We start from the raw sequence: 21,345 nt of genomic DNA, 5'->3' as shown, positions 1-21,345 counted from the left end.
TTCTCCTCATCCAAAACCACTTATGCAAACTATTTTAACCATTTATCCAGCCAGTTAAAAAATACGCGTTGCCACAGAATTCCGTTTTGCGGTTGCAACACCCAATGGTTTTCTTCCGGAAAATATAACATTTGAGCCGGCACCCCACGCAAAACAGCTGCATTAAATGCTGCCATTCCCTGCTCGGGAGGTACACGGTAATCTTTTTCTCCCTGCACAATTAATATTGGGGTGTCCCAGTTTTGAATGTATTTGTGTGGAGAGAAAGTATACGATCGTTGGGCAGCAGCATTTTCTTTATCCCAATAAGCGCCGCCATAATCGAAATTCACAAACCACATTTCTTCGGTAGAGGTATACATGTGTTCGAAGTTAAAAATACCATCGTGAGCAATAAATGCACCAAACCGCTTATCGTGATTTCCGGCCAGGTACATTACCGAAAAGCCGCCATAGCTGGCCCCAACAGCACCAAGTTTTGTTTCGTCAACGTATGGTTCTTTAGCCACTTCATCAATAGCAGTAAGCAGGTCTTTAATATTTTGACCACCGTAATCTTTCGATATTTGTTCGTTCCATTCCTGTCCGAAACCCGGTAAACCTCTTCGGTTAGGAGCAACAACGATATAATTGTTGGCCGCCATCATTTGAAAATTCCAGCGGTACGACCAGAACTGACTTACTGTCCCCTGTGGTCCACCCTGATTATAAAGTAAAGCCGGGTATTTTTTGTTCGGGTCAAAATGTGGTGGGTAAATAACCCAAACAGCCATTTGTTTGTCATCGCTTGTAGTTATCCAGCGCTTTTCAACTTTACCCATTGTTAACTGATCAAGAATCCCCTTGTTTACTGCTGTTAGCGCTTTATCCGTTCCGGTATTCGGGTCGACCAAATAAAGCTCAGCCGGGTGCGACATGGAAACTTTTTGCGCCAGCAACTGATTTCCAACAGGCACAACACTTTGGTAATTATGAACGCCATCAGTTATTCGGGTAAAATTACCATCTGCCAAATCCAGATGATAAATCTCGTCGGTTGCATGAATATCGCTGATAAAATAAATCGACTTTCCGTCGGTACTCCAGTTTAGTCCATGGGCATTCTGATCAAAATTCAGAGTATAATCTTTTTTCTCACCATTGGCAAGGCTGGCTACAAACAATCGGTTTTTATCCGACTCGTAGCCATCGCGCTCCATACTTTCCCAGGCAAGGTATTTGCCATCGGGCGAAAAAACCGGATTCTGATCGTAGCCCATCATTCCTTCAGTAAAATTGCTGGTTTGACCATTCGCTGTATCATACAAATAAATATCAGAATTGGTTGACAGCGAATATTCCAGTCCCACTTTCTTTTTACACACATAGGCAAGCGTTTTCGAATCGGGGCTCCAAACAATCTGTTCGTTACCGCCAAAGGGTTTCATCGGCGAATCGAAGCGTTCTCCGGCCATAATATCAGTTCCTTGGCCCACTTTACCGTTTTCATAATCGGCAATAAAAATATGGTTGTAGGTATAATCGTGCCAGGTATCCCAATGCCGGTACATAATATCGTTTTCCAATCGGGCATTTGCCTTGGGTAAATCCGGAAAAAGATCATGAATGTCATCATCAAGCTTAACCGCTTTTAGGTAATATATTTTCGACTGATCGGGAGCATATTGAAATCCGAATATTCCTCCGTCAATGTCGGAAACCTGCTTTTGCGAACTTCCATCAGGATTCATTTCCCATAGCTGCACACTACCCGAAGCAGCCGACAAATAACCAATTTTTTGGCCATCGGGCCGCCACAAAACATTGTACTCGTTGGCAGCTGTGTTGGTAATATTTACTGCTTTGCCGCCACTAACCGGAATGGAATAAACATCGCGGTACGATTTATTCTCTTCAATGTTGTAATAAGTAACCGTATACAAAACAGTTGTGCCATCAGGCGAAACCTGGGCGCCCCCCAAACGACCAAAGGACCAAAGCACCTCAGGTGTCATCACATCGGAGCTTAACCGGGGCGTTTCCGGCACATAGTTTTTTGAAGCCTGACCCGCTTCTTTTTGGGTACAACTAACTACCAAAAAGGCAGCAAATAATAAAAGTGCAATGTTCTTCATGATTTTATCTTTGAAAGATTTAAAAGTCAAAATAAAAACTTTTGAATGCTTCTGGCAATGATTTTTGCACAAAAAAAGGTGTCCATGCAGACACCTTTAATTTTACACTGTTTAACTTTTATGACTATGGTAATTCCAAATTGCTATAATCAAACACTCCACTGTCGAAATAGGTCTCACCATCGTAATCGCTTGCTGTAACCTCAAACTGTACCGAGTCGAGTCCGGCTATACGCAAACTGTTCAAACTAAACGATACATAAGCGGTGTAAGGTATCGATTCCTGATCGTTGTTTGCATTGTGCCGCAACTCCAACTGAATAGGTTGGTCGTTGGCAGTAATTTCGCCCGGTTGTTTTATCAGGTTCAGAAAATGAATTTCGTTGTACCCCCAATACTTTAACCGAAAACTCAACAAACTGTCTTTTATCCAGGCTTTTTCAACAATAATTGGGTCGTTGCCAATACTATCCTCAATTTCTTCAGTTATGTCCAGCACTCCTTTCATCAACACATCGTTAATATTGTTAACTTTTACGTAGTAGCGGGGTGTAGAGCTGCTTGTTTGGTCTTCGTCTAAAATGGTATAATTTACCAGAACACGATCCCCATCCGAAAAATCTTCAAACCACCGTGGGTTTGTTGCAGCCAACGGAACCAATACATCGTCACTGTCCATCACTAAAGTTCCAGAACTTTCGCCATCTCCTTTGTATATCCCAAAACCAATCCAAACATCGTTGAGCGAATATCCGTCATCATCTAAACATCCGGTAATAAAAACCGTTAATCCAATTAAAATTCCTAATGCTATCTTCTTCATCACTGTTTAAATTATTTAATCTCAGCTGTTAGATTTACGAAAAAGCAAAAAGGTTGCGTTGAAAAGAAAATATTGTAGTTTTATTGAGATAACTTTTGGAACAATTATTGCATACACATATTTAAATATTTATATATTTGAACAAATTTTGATTTTCTACCGTTGATAACAATAAAAGCACAAATACAATGAAAACAAAGATTACAACTTTAATGCTTGCATTTATTTTGGTATTGGGCTACACCTCGTGTGACGCCAAAACCGAAAATTCAAATTCAAACAATCCTTCGGTAGCATCAGCCGATAAGGCCACAACAATGCTAACCAAAGCCATGTTTCTTGAAAAAATATGGGATTACGAGAATTCGCCAAAAGAATGGAAATATAAAGGTGACAAACCTGCCTTAATTGACTTTTATGCCGACTGGTGCGGGCCATGCAGAACAGCTGCACCAATTTTGGAAGAAGTAGCCAACGACTTTGAGGGCAAGGTTCATGTATATAAAATTGACACGCAAGTTGAGCGTGAGCTGGCTGCGGTATTTGGAGTTAAAGGCATCCCTGCCTTTTTGTACATCCCAATGGAAGGAAAACCTACCATGACATCGGGCATTGCACGCACTAAAGAAGACACAAAAAAGATGTTTACCGAAAATATTAATACGATTCTGTTAAAACAATAACAGAATAGTACCAAAAGGGTGAGTGAGGGGTAATAAACAGGCTGTCAGATGATTTCTGCATCCTGTTTTTTTATGCTTATAAACGATTGATTTTGGTGCTGTTTAAAAACGCAATAGTTTTATTTATCCCTTCGTACATTACCAAATCCTCTTCCACAAAACGTACCTTTCGGCGGTACTCTTTTACAAAATTTTCGATAAATGGTGATGATTTCATGGGGCGGCGAAAATCCATAGCCTGGGCTGCATTGTATAACTCAACAGCCAGTATTTTCTCGGTATTCAGAATTACTTTTAAGGCTTTTGTTGCAGCATTACCGCCCATGCTAACGTGGTCTTCCTGTTCGTTTGACGATGGTATAGAGTCGACAACACAAGGTGTACAAAGCTGTTTATTCTGACTTACAATTGAAGCAGCGGCGTATTGTGGAATCATAAAGCCCGAATTTAAACCCGGGTTGGCAACCAGAAACTCTGGCAAACCTCTTTCTCCCGCAATCAGGCGATAGGTCCTACGCTCGGAAATACTTCCCAGCTCGCTAATTGCCATTGCCAGAAAATCAAGCGACAAGGCCAGGGGTTCTCCATGGAAATTCCCCCCGGAAATAATCAAATCCTCATCCGGAAAAACCGTTGGATTATCGGTTACCGAATTAATTTCAGTCTGTACCACTCCGGCCACATAATGTACCGCATCTTTTACGGCACCGTGTACCTGCGGAATACACCTAAACGAGTATGGATCCTGAATATGTTCTTTGGGTTTGGCCTGCATCTCGCTTCCGGCAAGTACATTTCTAAAATTTTTGGCTGTTTCAGCCTGGCCTTTGTGTGGTCGAATTCGTTGTATGTTTTCTGAAAACGGTTCCAACAAACCATCAAAAGCATCAAGCGACAGTGCTGCAATAATATCTCCCTGGTCGATAATCCGGAAGGTTTTTAACAAGGTATAAACAGCATGCGCACTCATAAACTGGGTGCCGTTAAGCAAGGCCAGTCCTTCTTTTGCTTCAAGCTTTATGGGCTCCCACCCCAACTGCTTTAATACCGGTCCTGCCGCCTGTTTTTTTCCTTCAAAATTTACTTCCCCAAGGCCGAGTAATGGTAGAAACAACTTAGCCAAAGGTGCCAGATCGCCACTGGCACCAAGCGACCCTTGTTCGCAAACTACCGGTAAAACGTTGTGGTTAAACAAGTCTAAAATGCGCTGTACCGTTATTAATTGCACCGCCGAATTTCCTTTCGCAAGGGCATGCGCTTTTAACAAAAGCATCAGCTTAACTACATCGCCAGGTATTTCGTTTCCCAGGTTGCAGGCATGCGAAACAACAAGGTTTTCCTGTAGTTTACTTAACTCATCTTTCGATATTTCAATGTCGCACAAAGCTCCAAAACCGGTATTAATACCATAAAGCGGCTTTTCTGCCCGCTCAAGTTTATTATCAAGATACCTTTTACTTTTATGAATAAGCTGAATTGAAATCTCGGATAGTTTGAGTTTTACTTTGTTTTCGAGAATATCCTGAATAATTTCAAAAGTGAGATTTTTGGGTGTAATCTCAAAAATACGATTTGCCATGATTTAAACTGTAAAATTACTAAACTGAAGAATTGAAAAAATGCGGAAGAAAAGCAAGCGCAAAATCACAATGAATTTTCGTAATACTTAATCGCTAATCTTAAAAAGGGGATAATATTTTTCAGGGGAAACGCACATCGCCTCCCAGTATTTTTACAGTACGTTTTGAAACTGTTACAATCATTGCTTCCAACATTTTGGAGCAATATCGGATAATTCAATCAGCTATTTCAGGATATTTATCAGTTCTTTAGGGTCCAGCAATTGCTGCTCGCCAGTTTCCATATTTTTGAGCGTAAACTTGTTGGCCTCAATTTCGTTATCGCCTGCCAAAATTACAAACGGAATAGCTTTACGGTTGGCGTAGGTCATTTGCTTTTTCATTTTCGCACTTTCGGGAAATATTTCGGCATTTACACCACTTTTTCGCAACAGGTTTAAAACAGGCAAACAATAGGCTTCCTCTTTTTCGCCAAAATTTACAAATAACACCTTTGTTGTCTCAAGCGATTCTTCAGGAAAAGCATTAAGTTGCACCAAAACATCGTAAATACGCTCCGCACCAAACGAAACACCAACTCCCGAAACATCGGGCATACCAAAAATACCGGTCAAATCATCGTAGCGTCCGCCACCGCAAATGCTGCCAATTTTAACATCGTTTGATTTTACCTCGAAAATAGCTCCGGTGTAGTAGTTAAGTCCTCTTGCCAGCGTGAGGTCGAGTTCAACCGTGGTATTTAAATCGATGTTTTCCAAATAATTAAACATGGTTCTCATCTCGGCAATTCCCTTTGCTCCAATTTCTGTTTGGCCAATAACCGTTTCAATTTGAGCCAGTTTTTCCGGAGTTGTTCCTTCAAGTAATAAAATGGGTTGAAGTTTTTCAACTGCTTCCTGTGAAATGCCTTTTTCAATCATTTCAGCATTTACTTTCTCCAAACCAATTTTATCCAGTTTGTCAATAGCCACAGTAATATCCACCATTCGTTCTGCCTCGCCAATAGCTTCGGCAATCCCGGCTAAAATCTTTCGATTGTTAATTTTTACGGTGGTGTTTATACCCAATCGGTTAAAAACATCATCAATAATCTGCACTAATTCTACTTCGTTAAGCAGGCTGTTGCTACCTATAACATCCACGTCGCACTGATAAAATTCGCGATAACGTCCTTTTTGCGGACGATCGGCACGCCAAACCGGTTGAATCTGGTAGCGTTTAAACGGAAATGCCAAATCGTTTCGATATTGTACAACGTAACGGGCGAATGGCACGGTAAGGTCGTAGCGCAATCCTTTTTCCGAGAGCTTTGTGGTAAGTTTATTTGAGTTTTTATCGTCGAGCATTTCCTGCGGCACTTTTGAAATAAAGTCACCCGAATTCAGGATTTTAAATAACAATTTATCTCCTTCTTCGCCGTACTTTCCCATTAAAGTTGAGAGGTTTTCCATTGCCGGAGTTTCAATAGGCTGAAATCCATACAAGCGAAAAACTTCTTTAATGGTATCGAAAATATAATTTCTTTTCACCATTTCTACCGGTGAGAAATCGCGTGTACCTTTTGGTATTGACGGTTTTTGTGCCATTCTGAAAAATTTTATAAGGCTGCAAAAGTAAACATTTCTAACAAACTATCAGGAATACAGCCTGCCGAATGATTAAGAATTAAAGCTGAATATTAAGTTGATCTAAAATTCCGGCTATATAAACAGTACAGCCGGTTTCGCCTTCCTTGGGTGCCCAGGCTGCAAAATTTTTATCGTCGGCGGGTAAATACGGCCCATCTTTTATTTCGTATACCACTGTACCGCTTTCAAGCGAAATAATAGTGTGCCATGTGGCCGGGGGAATTTCAACACCAAAATGTTGCTTTTTATCCAGAATAAGATGGTCGCTAATAACTCCCTCGTTAGTAAAAAAAACAACCAGCAACTTTCCTTCTAACAAAAGAAACACCTCGCGTTTATCAGGGTTCTCGTGTTTATGAGGCTGCACATACGAGCCTGGCTCTACAGCATTTAACATCCGGTTAATGGGATCGTTAAAATCAGGATGATAATTGTAATTTTTTCTGAGCCTGCCTGATTCCCCTGCTTCTTTGCTTATTTGTTCCAGTATTGCTTTGTTAATTTTTTTTATCATTTTATTGCAAAAAACGAATGGTAAACGGATAATAATAAGCTGTACCGTTACTGGCCGAAACAGCGCCAACAATTACCAAAACCAACCAGGCTATTCCAAAACCAATAAGCATTAAAACGCCAATTCCCACAAAAATTAAAATTACAGATATGAAAAAAATAATGGACCACGTAATCTGAAAATTTAATACTTCCTTTCCTTGTTCATTTACAAAATCATACTCATCCTTTTTCATCAGATAAACAATAAGCGGGCCTATTATATTTCCAGCAATAGGAAGAATAAACGTTGCCAGCGCAGCAATGTGCACCAGCATTCCCCATTGTCGCTCGTTCGGATCGTCGATAATACGGTACATTTTTCAAGTTTTGTTCAACTAAACTAATGATTTTTTGTTTATTCGTGCTAAAAAGAAAAAAGCTTTTTATTATAACAGAAAGAACAACAGATGGAAGACAAAAAGAAAGATGGCAGATACGGCAGGATTTACAAACAATTAAGCGAACTGGTTTTAAAAAGCAACAACACACAGGCCCGGATGGCTACCATTATTGCGGTTTTACATCATAAAATGGAATATTTTTTCTGGACAGGTTATTACTTACTTGAAGATGGTAAAATGACAGTAAACTCGTACCAGGGACCGGTAGCCTGCCAGGTTTTGGAGAAAAATAAAGGCGTATGCTGGGCTGCTTTTAACCAGCAAGAAACAGTTATTGTTGAAGATGTTCATGCTTTTCCCGGACATATTGCCTGCGATTCCAGATCAAACTCGGAGATTGTAGTTCCTTTAAAAAATACCAATGGAAAAATAATTGGAGTACTGGATGTTGACAGCTCTGAAAAAGCTGCATTTACTAAAGTTGATGCGCTTTGGCTGGAAAAGATTTTAGAACTGATTCACAGCTAAGTTGCTCGAACTTTTACCTAACAGAACCATCAATTAAATAGATTCCAAACAGTGTTTAACGACATACAAACTTTCGTTTTTTGGGTTGTTTAAATGTATTGTTGGTCGCCAACATTACCGTTATCCATAAAAAATGCAAATGGCAGGCTAAAATACGTCTTGTATAAGGCCATAGTTTTTCCAGAATCAGTAGGCTTCCTGTCCATCGTTATTTAAAATTACCAAATATCAACAGAATGTTAAAATAGTAGATCACATTTCCACAAAACCACACGAATATTGTCTTTTTGAAATCCAATTGCTATTTTTGATACCATATTGAATTATTTAATCAATTAAAATAGCAGTAAGATGGAAAAAGGACTAAAAAGCAATCATTTTGTAAACCTCAACTTAAATGTTAGAGGGTTAAACCAGTCGGCAACCTTACTTATTAACGAACGAAGCAACGAACTCATTAAAAAAGGAGAAACGGTATACAAATTGGGACTTGGCCAATCACCTTTCCCGGTACCGGAAATTGTACAGGAAGCTTTGCGAAAAAACGCCCATCAGAAAGATTATTTGCCGGTTAAAGGCCTAATTCCCTTGCGCGAAGCAATAGCTGAATTTAATTACCGACACCAGGGCTTGGAGGGCTCGGCTGATGATATTATGATTGGCCCAGGGTCGAAAGAACTTATTTTTATCTTGCAGTTGGTTTATTACGGAGAACTTATTATTCCCACACCAAGCTGGGTTTCTTACTCTCCACAGGCACGTATTGCGGGTCGCCATGTTACATGGGTTCCCACATCAGAAGAAAGCGAATGGAAATTGAGTCCGGAAAAGCTGGACCTGATTTGCCGCACCGACCCCGACCGACCGCGCGTGGTTATTTTAAATTATCCATCGAATCCAACAGGGGCAACCTACTCTGAAAATTGGTTGAAAAAACTGGCCGAAGTAGCCAGGAAATATAATATTATATTGATTTCGGATGAAATTTACAGTTTACTCGACCACAACGGAGAGCATGTATCGATAGCAAGATATTACCCTGAAGGCACCATTGTAAGCAGTGGTTTAAGCAAATGGGCAGGAGCCGGTGGCTGGCGACTTGGCACCTTTACTTTCCCATCGAACTTAAAATGGCTGCAAAACGCCATGGCTACTGTTGCCAGCGAAACATTTACATCAACAAGTGCGCCAATTCAATACGCAGCCATAACGGCTTTTGAAGATCATCCTGAGATTGATGAATACCTGCTACATTCGCGCCGTATTTTAAAAACACTTGGCAGCTATTTTGCCAACCGGCTACGTGCAAAATACATTACAGTACCCACGCCGAAAGGTGGATTCTACTTGTTCCCGAATTTTAATCTCTACCGTGAGCGGCTTGCTGCACGGGGTATTCTAACTTCGTTTGAATTGTGCGAGGCCATTCTTCGCGAAACGGGCGTGGCTTTTCTTCCGGGCATGGACTTTGGGCGTCAACCCGAAGAGCTGACCGCTCGAATTGCCTATGTTGATTTTGATGGTGAAAGTGTTCTGAAAACAGCCATGACAGAATACAAAGACACTCCTTTAACAGAAGCATTTCTGAAAAAATATTGCAGCAAAATGGTTTACGCCATAAAAAAACTGGAAGACTGGTTGGATGAATTATAAACAGGCTGCCACATTTAATGCTACAATTGCGTGCTTATGCTGCAGGCAAATAGAAGCTGTTTTATGTTTTAATATAACTAAATTAACACTTTGTATTTCAAACACATATGATAGCAATTTAATATTTACTGCTCGATACCCGTTAAACTCGGATGATTAATTTATTCATGTCCTTTTGTATTCCTTATACCATGCTTGTTTCATTATCTTTTTTATGACAGAAAAAATTACAACTGGTGGTTGTAGATTTTCTACCTTTGCCACCAGTGGAAAGCAAACGATTAAATAAAGCAATTTCAGAAACCGGCTTTTGCTCGCGGCGCGAGGCCGACCGTTTTATTGAAGCCGGACAAGTGAGGGTGAATGGAGCCGTAGCAGGTTTGGGAGTAAAAGTTACCCCCGACGATAAAATTGAAGTAAACGGAGAAATGATAAGTAAAGAGGTACCCAACATTTATCTCGCTTTCCATAAACCCGTGGGAATAACCTGCACAACTGACACCAGCAAAAAAGACAACATTATTGATTACATTAATTTTCCTGAACGGATATTTCCAATTGGGCGCCTGGACAAACCAAGCGAAGGCCTTATTTTTATGACCAACGATGGCGATATTGTAAACAAAATACTGCGCGCCGGCAATAATCACGAAAAAGAATACATCGTTAGCGTCAACCGAAAAATAACACAAGCTTTTATCCGGCAAATGAGCAACGGCGTTCCCATTCTCGACACGGTAACAAAAAAATGCAGGGTCGAACGAATCAACGATTTTACCTTCCGCATAATACTTACACAGGGGCTGAACCGGCAAATACGGCGAATGTGTAAACACCTGGGCTACGAAGTTACGCGATTGAAGCGCATGCGTATAATGAATATCAGCCTTGGTAAATTAAAACCAGGCCAATACCGCCACTTTTCTCCAAAAGAGTTACAAGAAATTAACCGCCTGGTGGCTCATTCTATTAAAACAAAAGAAGCGTCTGAGGATTAAGTCAGAATTATACCGAATCAACTGCTGATTCGAGCATTCATTTAAGTTTTTTTGTGATTATTTGAATTCTGATTCAAAAACAATTAAGGAATAAAAGCGTTTATTTGCAACCACTTAAAACAAAGAGGCAGTTTTATGAGAGCAAGTGCGATGTTATTAATTCCGATGTTATTATTTATGCTACTGGTAGATATATACACCTTTCGTGGCATAAAGCCTTTGCTCGCCAAGCTCAGATTACGGATTTTAAAACGAGTGCTCAGCCTACTTTTCTGGGGAATTTCAGTTGCAATTTTTGCAGGCTTTTGCCTGTTTATGTTTGGGATAGAACATGTAAAACAGGCCGATGCCTATATTTACGCCGGCTATCTGGTGGTTAGTTTTGCCTTGTTTTATATTCCAAAGTTTGTATTCATTGTTTTTGTACTACTAAAAGATATTCAGTTGCTGTTTCAAACTGTTATTAACAGGATAAAGGGAAAAAGGAAAAGAAGTTTTACACCAAATAATTCGGGGAGGAAAATGGAGCGAGCAGAATTTTTATATCAAATGGGACTGGTTTTGGCAGCTATCCCATTTGCGTCAATCCTTTACGGAGTTACAAAAGGGAAATTTAACTACCGCGTAATGCGCGAAAGTTTGTATTTTGAGAACTTGCCAAAACCATTCAGAGGATTAAAAATTGTACAGTTATCAGACATCCATTTGGGTAGTTTCAACAAAAAATACGACCAGGTGGCAAAAGCCGTTGAGCTGATTAACGAACAAAAACCCGACATTCTGTTATTTACCGGCGATCTTGTAAATAATTTTGCTGAAGAAACCGAAGGCTGGGCACCGGTACTTTATAAACTGAAAGCCACCATTGGCAAATATTCCGTTTTGGGTAATCACGACTATGGCGATTACTCGGAATGGGAATCACCTGCTGCCAAAGAAAAGAACCTGGCTGCAATAAAACAGTTTCACAAAAAAATTGGATTTCGCTTACTGCTTAACGAAACCGAAACCATTAGCATTAACGATGAAGAAATTGCATTGATTGGTGTGGAAAATTGGGGTAAACCTCCCTTCCCTCAGCATGGCGATTTACAAAAAGCGGCAGAAAAAGCAATTGGCCAGCCCGTAAAAATTCTGATGAGCCACGATCCTTCGCACTGGGACGAAGAGGTGATAAAATCAACCGATATTGATCTCACCTTTGCCGGACACACACATGGCATGCAGTTTGGCATTGAACGTGCCGGAATTAAATGGAGCCCCGTGCAATACAAATACCCCCGCTGGGGTGGATTATACCGCGAAAAAGATCAATACCTTTATGTAAACCGTGGTTTTGGTTACATTGGGTTTCCCGGGAGAATTGGTATGCCTCCCGAGATAACCGTAGTTGAGTTGGTATAAATATCTGAAAATGGTTTAAAACTGCCCTTTACCAAAAATACTACCCGCATTTTTCTTCGACTTGCCGTTTAGGTTGAGCGAGTATGTCACCCCCAGCTCCACAATGGGGCCATAGCGGTCGTACTCTACTTCCTGGTAAAATATTTGTTGTTGCTGAGCATTGTAGGCACGCGTATTTAACCCGGTTTGATTGGATCCAAAAATATCCAGAACTTTTACCGAGAAATCCCATCCGGCTAGCTTCTCCGGGGTGTAATTCAAAGCAGTATTGCTCATCCAAAAGTTGTAATTCTCGCCTTGTGTTGTAACCGTCGACGAGCGGGCATCAAAATCAAGCGTAAATTTTATCTCCTTCGTAAAAAATAAATTCATATTTCCCTTTATGCTCCAGTTGGTGCTCGAATTATCTTCTTTGTAACCAAACACCTCGCCCTGTGCATTAAAATTATACAAAGAGCCACCAATAAAAAATTTGGCAAATTGCCCAGCACTCAGGTTGGCGTTTAGCTCAGCACCCAATGACTGCACATTGCCCGAGTTGGTATAACTGCGTATCAGTACGTTTTCTTCTTCGTAAACGGTGTTCACACGGAAAATTGCATTATCGGTTCCACGGTAAAAACCGGTTAGGGTAAAACTTTGTTCGCCCACTTTTTTATCCAGCGAAAGCTCAAAATTAGTCAGGTATTCGGGTTCCAGTTCCGGATCGCCAACCAGGTAGACCTCGTAATGACGGCGGTACAGAAAAGGCGCCATATTTTTTGTTGGCGGACGGTTAATCCTTCTACTCGCAGCAAAGGTGAGTACATGCCTTTCATTAAAACCGTATTGCGTGTGTAATGTTGGAAACCAATCGAGCTGCTGAACTTTGTATTCGGTCTGCTGTGGACGTTCAAAAATATCTACATAATCCGGGTTACCAATCTCCAGTAACTGATCGGTATATTCCAGACGTAAACCGGCAACCAGGTTTAATTTTCCGAAAGTTCCTGAATAATCAATGTAGCCGGCATAAATAGCCCGCGATAATTCCACATCATTATTAAATTTATTGTTGGTACCCCAGGCTCCGGTGTTTACATTTAAGGTATCGTAATTGTATCCACCCTCCTGTTTCACAAACTGCGGCTGAAAACCAATGCCTAGTTTTCCCTCATTTTCCAGTTCTTTCTCCCACTCAATCGAAGTACGAAAACCATCCAGCGGAGTGGCATCAGTTTGCTGATAATGTTTTAGCAACTGGCCTGGCTCATCGTTGGGTTTATCAAAATCGTAATCCAGGTTATCCAGGTGGCGGCTTAAATTCGAGTGTTCGTACAACAACGACAGTTTCACCTGCGATTTATTGTCGAACTTTTGAATGAGGTCGATGTTTGCCGTATGGAATTTCCCAAAACGGTCGTCGGTATTCGGATTGTAAATCCAATGGTTTTCAGCATCAATTCCCTGAATCGGATTTTTTTCCACATCGCCATAAAAATTGTTGTACACATAAAAAGCCGAACGCCCTTCTGTGCGATTTCCGTAATAATACGAGGCTGAAACCGTACTATTTGCTGAAAGCTTATAATCGATACCCCAATTAGCCGAATAGTTTTCATACCATTCCGGGCGTTCGCCATCAGCCACCATGTGATAATACGATCCATTGCTTTGTAACAGTCGCGCATCGCCAACGCGCAGTCCGTTCACATTTTTATAGTTGTAATTTACCCCGCCAAATAAAGCAAAGTCGTCTTTCCGATAGACCATATTTAGTCCGGCACCATAGCGGTCGTCTTTCATTTTGTAGCCACTATATTTATCTGTTTTATTTCCCCAGGGCGAGCCTCCAAGCAAGCCATTAGACGAAATAGAGAAGCCGTCGGCACCACTTTTTTTCGTCTCAATATTTACAATTCCACCTTTACCTTGGGCATCGTAACGTGCAGTTGGCACTGTAATTACATCAATATTTTCGATATTGCTTGCCGCAATTTGGTTTAACAAAACCGAAGCCTCCATCTGTGTTGGTTTTCCATTCAAATAAACCATAAAATCACTTGTTCCGCGCAAAGAAACCGTCCCATCCGGATCAACCGATACCGATGGTAGTTTATTCAGCACATCAACAGCAGTCCCCCCACTGGCAGTTTCAAAGTCGCCGGCCCGGTAGGTTTGTCTATCTATTTTTCGCGAGGTAGCCTTGGCATTTCCCCGAACTTCAACCCCCTCGAGTTCGATTGATGCTGCAGAAATGGCAATCTCACCCAAATGAGCATGTAGTTTGTTCGCTTCAACCAAAACCGCATTTATGGTATCGGTTTGGTAGCCAATAAACGACACCACCACTTTATAATTACCATTTTTAAGATCATCAATCTTAAAACGTCCTTTATCGTTCGAAACAGCTCCGCCAATGGTCTCGCCAGAGTTTTCAGAAACTACTGTAACAGAAGCAAAAGGAACCCTGTCGCCCGAATCGTAATCTTTAACAACACCTGAAATGCTTCCTGTTTGGGCAAATACACCGCTTAAAAATACTATAAAAACTGCGGTTAAAAGTATTTTAAGAAAATTGGTCATCTTCTGATTGATTTAAGTTATAAACATTGAAAAACAGCGCGCAAAAATAAATGTTCAAGCTCAATTTCAATTTCTGAACATTCAATTTAGTTGCTACGTTAAGGTAATGTTTCGAATCTTTTTTGAATTAAGAACCATGGTTTGCAACAAGCGTCGTAAATTATATTAATCGAAAAAATAATCTACTTTTACTCGTCTTAAAATTATTATTATGAAGTGGTTTATATCGGCTTTACTAACATTGGCATGCACGCAACTTTTTGCACAAGAAGTTGACCTTGATAAACTGGATAACTATTTTGAAAAAACGACAAAAGACTGGGGAATTCCGGGTATGAGTGTAGGGATTGTAAAAGATGGCCAAATTGTTTTTAATAAAGGATATGGTGTAATGGAAGTTGGAAAAACCGGCCGCCCCGATGGCAATACCCTTTATGCCATTGCCTCGAATACCAAAGCTTTTACAGCTTTTATAATTGCACAGCTGGTTGAAGAGGGCAAATTAGAATGGAACGATCCGGTGCAAAAACACCTGCCTTACTTTGAATTATACGATCCGTTTGTAAGTAGCCAAACCACTATTAAAGATTTGCTCTGTCACCGGGTGGGGCTCGGAACTTTTAGTGGCGATATCATGTGGTATAAATCGGATTTAACTTCGGAAGAGATTATAAAAAGAATAAAACATTTGGAACCGGCATTTGAGTTTCGCGATGGATTTGGCTATTCAAACCTGATGTATATTACTGCTGGCGAAGTTATAGCAAAGGTTACCGGAAAAACATGGGGAGTTAACGTGCAGGAGCGTATTCTAACGCCCCTGGAAATGAAGCGCACCATTTATTCGCTGCAACAATTAGAGCCACAAGGAAACTTTGCAACGCCTCATGCATTTGAAAACAACGAAAACCACCCTATTTCGTATGTAGATTGGGAAGAAGTAGCAGCATTGGGCGGTTTAATATCGTCGGTTAACGACATGGGCAGGTGGATGATTTTCAACATGAATCACGGAATAATTGGCAACGACACCCTGCTTACGACTGATTCGCGAAACATGATGTGGAAAATGCACAACAGCTACACCGTAGACCGAACAAAAACAAATGATTTTAACGCTCACTTCCGTGGTTATGGACTGGGCTGGGGACTGGCTGATTATTACGGCCGACTGCGTGTAAGTCACGGTGGCGGATACGATGGAATGATTTCGAGCGTAAACATGATACCCGATGAGAAACTGGGCGTAGTAGTTCTTACCAATGGCATGAATGCCCCAACAGCAGCGGTAACTTATTATGCACTGAATGCATTTCTTGGAGAAGAAGAAAAAGATTGGTCGGCAGAAATACTCGAGCAAAGTAAAAAGCAAATGGAGCAGGACACCCGGATTTCATCGCGCGAAGAAAAAAGGGTACCGAACACCGCTCCATCACTTCCCATCGAGAAATACGCAGGTATATACAATTCTGCTATTTACGGCAAAATTGAGGTAAAACTGGAAAACAATACACTCAGAATTTATTTTGAACATGCACCAGAACTTGCCGCCACGCTGGAACACTGGCACTACGATGTTTGGAAAATAAATTGGGATTACACCCATGCCTGGTTTAGCTTTGGTACGGTAAAATTCAATACCACCAACAATTTAGAAATATCAGGACTCGACTTTGACGTACCCAACAATGATATATTTTTTGATGAATTAAAACCAATACGCGTGAATTAAAGTAAAACGTATTGGGGAACAAACTTTCAACACCACCTTAATTCACTTAGAAATTATTGTAACTTCACCGTTTTAAATCTAAAATCAACTATGAGGCTCAGTCCACGCATGCAATTTCTTCTTCGAAACGGTTTTAAAGGTTTTTTATGGCTGATTATTATCCTCGGAGCCTACTTCCTTTTTAAAGAACTGGTAATTTCTCACGCTCCCGACGAGTGGATGGAGAAAGTTTACGCAAAACCTGTGCTGGTTTACCTGGTATATTGTTTCTCCGAATTTTTCTTTGGCATCATTCCGCCTGAGCTCTTTATGATTTGGGCCATAAACAAAGATACGCTGGCGCATTATTTTATGAACCTGGCTTTTTTTGCTGTGGTTTCTTACCTAATGGGTTATGCCACATTCTTAATTGGTCGTATCTTTTATCATCGTGATGGTTTTAAACGATTCAGAAACACGCTATTAAAAGAGCAGTGGCCCTTACTCAAAAAATATGGATTGTTTTTAATTATTGTTGCCGCCCTTACCCCTGTACCGTGGGCTGCCGTAAGTCTTTTGGTTGGCTCTGCCGGTTACCCCTCAAAACGTTATCTGAAATACGCCCTTTTTCGTTTGCTGCGATTCGCTGTATACGGATACATCATTTTTCAAACCCACATAATTTAAAGTTTAACAAAACATACCTCAAGCTCTTTTGTTATTACAAACAAAAAGAGTAATGATTGAGCGACTAAAACAGAGGTGGAATATCAACAACAACTTTCAGGTACTGGTAATACTGATTGTATTTGCAGTAACCGGAACCTCAACTCTTTACGTTAAGCGTGTTATTTTCGAGTTAATTGGCTTTTCCGATTTTGCCAGCCTATGGCTTAAAATACCTTTATACATTATTGTAATTTTTCCCGTGTACCAGATTTTATTTTTGATTGTTGCCTTTATTTTTGGCCAGTTTAAATTTGCATGGAATTTTGAAAAGAAAGTTTTTTCACGCTTTATTCCGAAAAAGAAATGAAAACAATACTTGTAATTATTTCCATATTAATAATACCCAATTTACTGATGAGCAAGAATATACAAAAAGCTACACTGGGCGGTGGGTGTTTTTGGTGCACCGAAGCCATTTACCTGGAATTAAAAGGCGTTACAGACGTAAAACCAGGCTACAGCGGAGGCCATGTAAAAAACCCTAAATACAAAGAAGTTTGCGAAGGCACAACGGGTCATGCAGAAGTAGTACAGATTACTTTTGATGCCGATATTATAAGCTTTTCAGACATACTGGAAGTGTTTTTTATGACACACGACCCAACTACCCTGAACAGACAAGGAAACGATGTTGGCACACAATACCGCTCTGTTATCTTCTATCACAGCAAGGACCAAAAAGAGGTGGCTGAACGCGTTATCAACCTTTTTGAAAAAGAGGAGGTTTACAGCAAACCAATTGTTACCGAAGTTACCGAATTTGATAAGTTTTATATTGCCGAAGATTACCATATTAACTATTTTGCACGCAACAAAACACAAGGATACTGCCAGTTTGTGGTGGCTCCAAAGCTTGAAAAGTTTAAAAAAATATTTAAAGATCAACTAAAAAAATAAGCAAAATCCATTATAAAATTACTTGCATGAAAGCCATTATTTTTACACTAGTTCTGTTTGCTTTTGCCATTTCTGCCTCGGCGCAGAATCAGCGTGAATTTTCGTATACCGAAGGGGATACGACCTACACCATGAAGCGCTATGTTTTTATGTTGCTGAACAAAGGCGAAACCCGCAGCCAGGATTCCATTCAGGCGGCCAAAATACAGGAACAGCACCTGGCACATTTAAACAAGCTATCGGAAGAAGGTAAATTAATAGTAGCCGGCCCCTTTGAAGAAGGTGGCGACCACCGTGGGCTGTTAATTTTTGACGTAGCAACAGTTGAAGAAGCGTTACAACTTGAGGGTGCCGATCCGGCTGTAAAAGCCGGGCGCTTAAGCATGGAAGCTTTTTATTGGTGGGGAGCAAAGGGGACGGTTATTAAATAGAGACTTTAAAGAAAAATAATACAAAAAAGAGCAGGAAATTTAAGGTTCCTGCTCTTTTTCATTTTTTATAATTCGCGTATCCAAATATTACGGTAACTCACCGGATTTCCGTGATCTTGCAACTGAATAACATCAGCACCGTGTTTTTTAACACTATACTCCGGAATGCCAATATACTCCGTAGGGCCTCGCAACTTCGAATTGTTCTGTACCAAAATGCCATTATGCAAAACGGTTACGGTAGGCGGGGTAAAAAAGGTACCATCGTCGTTAAAACGTGGAGCCGTATAAATTATATCGTACACCTGCCACTCTCCCGGTGCTTTACAAGCATTTACCAGGGGCGCATGCTGTTTGTACAAACTACCGGCCTGTCCGTTACGGTAGGTGCGGTTTTCAAAATTATCAAGCACCTGCACTTCGTAGCGGCCTTGTAAAAATACACCACTATTACCACGGCCCTGGCTTTTGCCAACCACTTCTGCCGGCGTACGCCACTCGATATGCAGCTGAAAATCGTCGAAAACGCGTTTTGTTTTAATAATACCGGTGCCTTTTTTAACCGTTACACATCCATCGGCGACCACCCACTCTACTGCACCGCCATCTTTGTTGGTCCACTCGCGGTTAATATCTTCTCCGTCAAATAATACAATCGCATCCGACGGTGCGTCCATAGGGCTTTCGCCAGGAGTAATTATCCGCACCTCCGGATCCCAGATTTCAGTCATCTGTGGTTTCATTTCCATCGACTCATCCTCTTCCTGAGCCATCGCAAATCCTGCAGAAAAAATTAATGCAAGCGTTAAAATTTTAATCTTCATTTTTTGTTGATTTAGGTATTTTAAATTGCCCCTCGCTAAAAACGAGGGGCATATTCTTAATTGTTAAAAATTTCCTTTCGATTGAAGGTTGGATTTCCAGCTGTTTTATGCATTAACAGCGAGGGTAAATGATTTATTACAATCCAAGTTCTTCCATTATCGCATCAATTTTTGCATCGGCCTTTTGTTCTTCGGCATCAAAATCTTCACGCGAATTTAGTTTTCCGGCTACTTCAAAATAGAATTTAATTTTAGGTTCTGTTCCCGATGGACGTACCGATATTTTTGTTCCGTCCTGCGTAAAAAACTGCAGCACGTTTGAAGTAATTTTCTGGTCAATTTTCTTTTCCTCGCCTGTTAACAGATTTTTAGCCGTGAGGTTCGAATAATCTTTAACCCACTCCATTGGCGAACCACCCAGTTCTTTTGGAGGATCGTTACGGAAGGTAGTCATAATCTGCTGAATTTCTTCGGCACCAGATTTTCCTTTACGTACCACGTATTTCATTTTTTCGCGCGAGAAACCATACTCCAGATAAATATCCTGAAGCAGCTCGTACAAAGTTTTTCCCTGGTCAATTGCCCAGGCTGTAATTTCGGCCATTAATGCACACGACGAAACAGCATCTTTATCCCTTACAAAATCAGAAGGCATAAAGCCAAAACTTTCTTCGCCACCACCGATGTATTTTTTCTGACCTTCGAGGTCGCGAATTACCTCGGCAATAAACTTAAACCCGGTGTACACATCAAAGTATTCAATATTGTTTCTGCGGGCAACTTCGGCAATCATTTCTGTTGAAACAATTGTTTTTACCACAAACTCATCGCCTTTCAGTTTGCCGGCTTCTTTCATTTTTACAATAATGTAGTAAAAGAAAAGCAAAGCTGTTTGGTTACCGTTTACAATGATGTATTCGCCTTTATCGTTTTTACATACCACGCCAATCCTGTCCGAATCAGGATCAGAGGCCATTACCACGTCTGCATCAATTTCTGCGGCTTTTTTCATGGCCATTTCCATTGCAGCAGGTTCTTCCGGGTTTGGCGAAACTACCGTTGGAAAATCACCACTCACCACATCCTGCTCCGGAATATTGAAAATATTGGTAAAACCAAATGCACGCAAGGCTGCCGGAATTAGCTTTACACCTGTTCCATGAATTGGCGTATAAATAATTTTTATGTCTTTGTGCTTTTCAACCAAATCAGGAGAGATGGACACCTTTTTTACTTCGGCAAGGAATTTATTATCCATTTCTTCTCCTAAAATTTCGATTAGGTCTTCCGGCCCATCAAATTTGATGTCTTCTGGTTTAATTTTAGCTACTTCGTTTACAATATTTACATCGTGCGGGCCAACAATTTGTGAACCATCTTCCCAATAAGCTTTGTAGCCGTTATACTCTTTCGGGTTGTGCGAAGCTGTTAAAATAATGCCGCTTTGGCAACCCAACTCGCGAATGGCATAAGATAATTCCGGTGTAGGTCTTAAATCATCAAACAAATAGGCTTTAATACCGTTGGCTGCAAATATTTTCGCACTGGTTTCTGAAAACAGGCGGCTGTTATTTCTGCAATCGTGGCCAATAGCCACTTTAATCTCATCAAGGTCGGCAAAGTTCTTTTTCAGGTAATTACTGAGTCCCTGTGTTGCAGCGCCAACTGTGTAAATATTCATTCGGTTGGTGCCTACGCCCATTACACCGCGCAATCCACCGGTTCCAAATTCAAGGCTGCGATAAAAAGAATCGATTAACTCTGTTGGGTCTTCATCATCAAGCAAGGCCTGTACCTGCATTCTTGTTTCTTCATCATAAGTATCCGAAAGCCATTCCTGCGCTTTCGCTCTTACTTCCATCAATTCCTGATTTTCCATGG

General features: G+C 40.7%; 19 protein-coding genes. 10 read left to right on the top strand and 9 right to left on the bottom strand.

Going from position 1 to position 21,345, the window contains the following annotated elements; translation table 11 throughout:
- Positions 1-29 precede the first annotated feature (29 nt).
- Positions 30-2,114, bottom strand: coding sequence for a S9 family peptidase (locus QZ574_RS14430; RefSeq protein ID WP_297090735.1), 2,085 nt, complete (start codon positions 2,112-2,114; stop codon positions 30-32).
- Positions 2,115-2,238: 124 nt separating this feature from the next.
- Positions 2,239-2,937, bottom strand: a complete 699-nt coding sequence (locus QZ574_RS14425) for a NigD-like protein (protein ID WP_297090733.1) — start codon at positions 2,935-2,937, stop codon at positions 2,239-2,241.
- Between the two features lie 188 nt (positions 2,938-3,125).
- On the opposite strand from QZ574_RS14425, the gene QZ574_RS14420 reads away from it, so the two are divergent.
- Positions 3,126-3,620: a thioredoxin domain-containing protein gene (locus QZ574_RS14420; RefSeq protein WP_297090731.1), complete on the top strand. Its 495-nt coding sequence runs from the start codon at positions 3,126-3,128 to the stop codon at positions 3,618-3,620.
- A 76-nt stretch (positions 3,621-3,696) separates the two neighbouring features.
- Here QZ574_RS14420 and hutH read toward each other — a convergent pair whose 3' ends face one another.
- From hutH to QZ574_RS14400, 4 genes are all read right to left on the bottom strand, one after another.
- Entirely contained in the window at positions 3,697-5,199 is a 1,503-nt protein-coding gene (gene hutH / locus QZ574_RS14415) for a histidine ammonia-lyase (RefSeq protein ID WP_297090729.1), read from the bottom strand.
- A 225-nt stretch (positions 5,200-5,424) separates the two neighbouring features.
- Positions 5,425-6,786, bottom strand: coding sequence for a histidine--tRNA ligase (gene hisS, locus QZ574_RS14410; protein ID WP_297090727.1), 1,362 nt, complete (start codon positions 6,784-6,786; stop codon positions 5,425-5,427).
- A gap of 79 nt (positions 6,787-6,865) precedes the next feature.
- Positions 6,866-7,342, bottom strand: a complete 477-nt coding sequence (locus QZ574_RS14405; protein WP_297090725.1) for a WbuC family cupin fold metalloprotein — start codon at positions 7,340-7,342, stop codon at positions 6,866-6,868.
- A 1-nt stretch (position 7,343) separates the two neighbouring features.
- Positions 7,344-7,700, bottom strand: coding sequence for a DUF4870 domain-containing protein (locus QZ574_RS14400; protein WP_297090723.1), 357 nt, complete (start codon positions 7,698-7,700; stop codon positions 7,344-7,346).
- A 90-nt stretch (positions 7,701-7,790) separates the two neighbouring features.
- On the opposite strand from QZ574_RS14400, the gene QZ574_RS14395 reads away from it, so the two are divergent.
- The 4 genes from QZ574_RS14395 (at position 7,791) to QZ574_RS14380 (ending at position 12,307) form a co-directional block, all read left to right on the top strand.
- Positions 7,791-8,252 carry a GAF domain-containing protein gene (locus QZ574_RS14395; RefSeq protein WP_297090721.1) on the top strand — a complete coding sequence of 154 codons (462 nt, stop codon included), beginning with the start codon at positions 7,791-7,793 and terminating at the stop codon, positions 8,250-8,252.
- Between the two features lie 351 nt (positions 8,253-8,603).
- Positions 8,604-9,905 (top strand): aminotransferase class I/II-fold pyridoxal phosphate-dependent enzyme, encoded by a 1,302-nt coding sequence (locus QZ574_RS14390; RefSeq protein WP_297090719.1) that lies wholly within the window; start codon positions 8,604-8,606, stop codon positions 9,903-9,905.
- Positions 9,906-10,141: 236 nt separating this feature from the next.
- A complete protein-coding gene (rluF, locus tag QZ574_RS14385) occupies positions 10,142-10,903 on the top strand; it encodes a 23S rRNA pseudouridine(2604) synthase RluF (RefSeq protein ID WP_297090717.1) in 762 nt (253 codons plus the stop codon).
- Between the two features lie 135 nt (positions 10,904-11,038).
- Positions 11,039-12,307: a metallophosphoesterase gene (locus tag QZ574_RS14380; protein ID WP_297090715.1), complete on the top strand. Its 1,269-nt coding sequence runs from the start codon at positions 11,039-11,041 to the stop codon at positions 12,305-12,307.
- Between the two features lie 15 nt (positions 12,308-12,322).
- On the opposite strand, the gene QZ574_RS14375 is transcribed toward QZ574_RS14380, so the two are convergent.
- The gene (locus tag QZ574_RS14375) at positions 12,323-14,872 is read right to left on the bottom strand and encodes a TonB-dependent receptor (protein WP_297090713.1); all 2,550 of its coding nucleotides are present in this window, start codon (positions 14,870-14,872) and stop codon (positions 12,323-12,325) included.
- Positions 14,873-15,083: 211 nt separating this feature from the next.
- On the opposite strand from QZ574_RS14375, the gene QZ574_RS14370 reads away from it, so the two are divergent.
- The 5 genes from QZ574_RS14370 (at position 15,084) to QZ574_RS14350 (ending at position 18,640) form a co-directional block, all read left to right on the top strand.
- Positions 15,084-16,604, top strand: coding sequence for a serine hydrolase (locus QZ574_RS14370; protein ID WP_297090712.1), 1,521 nt, complete (start codon positions 15,084-15,086; stop codon positions 16,602-16,604).
- 90 nt (positions 16,605-16,694) lie between these two features.
- Positions 16,695-17,270, top strand: coding sequence for a hypothetical protein (locus tag QZ574_RS14365; protein ID WP_297090711.1), 576 nt, complete (start codon positions 16,695-16,697; stop codon positions 17,268-17,270).
- Positions 17,271-17,322: 52 nt separating this feature from the next.
- Entirely contained in the window at positions 17,323-17,619 is a 297-nt protein-coding gene (locus QZ574_RS14360; protein ID WP_297090709.1) for a DUF6787 family protein, read from the top strand.
- Positions 17,616-18,209, top strand: coding sequence for a peptide-methionine (S)-S-oxide reductase MsrA (gene msrA, locus QZ574_RS14355; RefSeq protein WP_297090707.1), 594 nt, complete (start codon positions 17,616-17,618; stop codon positions 18,207-18,209). The genes QZ574_RS14360 and msrA overlap by 4 nt, the downstream gene beginning before the upstream one ends.
- Before the next feature lie 26 nt (positions 18,210-18,235).
- Positions 18,236-18,640: a YciI family protein gene (locus QZ574_RS14350; protein ID WP_297090705.1), complete on the top strand. Its 405-nt coding sequence runs from the start codon at positions 18,236-18,238 to the stop codon at positions 18,638-18,640.
- Between the two features lie 65 nt (positions 18,641-18,705).
- On the opposite strand, the gene QZ574_RS14345 is transcribed toward QZ574_RS14350, so the two are convergent.
- Both QZ574_RS14345 and QZ574_RS14340 read right to left on the bottom strand, forming a co-directional pair.
- A complete protein-coding gene (locus tag QZ574_RS14345; RefSeq protein ID WP_297090703.1) occupies positions 18,706-19,464 on the bottom strand; it encodes a DUF1080 domain-containing protein in 759 nt (252 codons plus the stop codon).
- Between the two features lie 136 nt (positions 19,465-19,600).
- Entirely contained in the window at positions 19,601-21,343 is a 1,743-nt protein-coding gene (locus QZ574_RS14340; RefSeq protein ID WP_297090701.1) for a phospho-sugar mutase, read from the bottom strand.
- Positions 21,344-21,345: the final 2 nt, after the last annotated feature.

It is taken from the genome of uncultured Draconibacterium sp., from assembly GCF_913063105.1.
In the GTDB taxonomy this organism is placed as follows: domain Bacteria; phylum Bacteroidota; class Bacteroidia; order Bacteroidales; family Prolixibacteraceae; genus Draconibacterium.
The sequence above is the reverse complement of the archived record's forward strand: the minus strand, read 5'-3'. Positions and strand labels throughout refer to the sequence as shown.

Bases quoted from the DNA above. Each gene is read 5' to 3' on its own strand.
- QZ574_RS14430 (WP_297090735.1), bottom strand. From the start codon at position 2,114: ATGAAGAACATTGCACTTTTATTATTTGCTGCCTTTTTGGTAGTTAGT.
- QZ574_RS14425 (WP_297090733.1), bottom strand. From the start codon at position 2,937: ATGAAGAAGATAGCATTAGGAATTTTAATTGGATTAACGGTTTTTATT.
- QZ574_RS14420 (WP_297090731.1), top strand. From the start codon at position 3,126: ATGAAAACAAAGATTACAACTTTAATGCTTGCATTTATTTTGGTATTG.
- hutH (WP_297090729.1), bottom strand. From the start codon at position 5,199: ATGGCAAATCGTATTTTTGAGATTACACCCAAAAATCTCACTTTTGAA.
- hisS (WP_297090727.1), bottom strand. From the start codon at position 6,786: ATGGCACAAAAACCGTCAATACCAAAAGGTACACGCGATTTCTCACCG.
- QZ574_RS14405 (WP_297090725.1), bottom strand. From the start codon at position 7,342: ATGATAAAAAAAATTAACAAAGCAATACTGGAACAAATAAGCAAAGAA.
- QZ574_RS14400 (WP_297090723.1), bottom strand. From the start codon at position 7,700: ATGTACCGTATTATCGACGATCCGAACGAGCGACAATGGGGAATGCTG.
- QZ574_RS14395 (WP_297090721.1), top strand. From the start codon at position 7,791: ATGGAAGACAAAAAGAAAGATGGCAGATACGGCAGGATTTACAAACAA.
- QZ574_RS14390 (WP_297090719.1), top strand. From the start codon at position 8,604: ATGGAAAAAGGACTAAAAAGCAATCATTTTGTAAACCTCAACTTAAAT.
- QZ574_RS14380 (WP_297090715.1), top strand. From the start codon at position 11,039: ATGAGAGCAAGTGCGATGTTATTAATTCCGATGTTATTATTTATGCTA.
- QZ574_RS14375 (WP_297090713.1), bottom strand. From the start codon at position 14,872: ATGACCAATTTTCTTAAAATACTTTTAACCGCAGTTTTTATAGTATTT.
- QZ574_RS14370 (WP_297090712.1), top strand. From the start codon at position 15,084: ATGAAGTGGTTTATATCGGCTTTACTAACATTGGCATGCACGCAACTT.
- QZ574_RS14365 (WP_297090711.1), top strand. From the start codon at position 16,695: ATGAGGCTCAGTCCACGCATGCAATTTCTTCTTCGAAACGGTTTTAAA.
- QZ574_RS14360 (WP_297090709.1), top strand. From the start codon at position 17,323: ATGATTGAGCGACTAAAACAGAGGTGGAATATCAACAACAACTTTCAG.
- msrA (WP_297090707.1), top strand. From the start codon at position 17,616: ATGAAAACAATACTTGTAATTATTTCCATATTAATAATACCCAATTTA.
- QZ574_RS14350 (WP_297090705.1), top strand. From the start codon at position 18,236: ATGAAAGCCATTATTTTTACACTAGTTCTGTTTGCTTTTGCCATTTCT.
- QZ574_RS14345 (WP_297090703.1), bottom strand. From the start codon at position 19,464: ATGAAGATTAAAATTTTAACGCTTGCATTAATTTTTTCTGCAGGATTT.
- QZ574_RS14340 (WP_297090701.1), bottom strand. From the start codon at position 21,343: ATGGAAAATCAGGAATTGATGGAAGTAAGAGCGAAAGCGCAGGAATGG.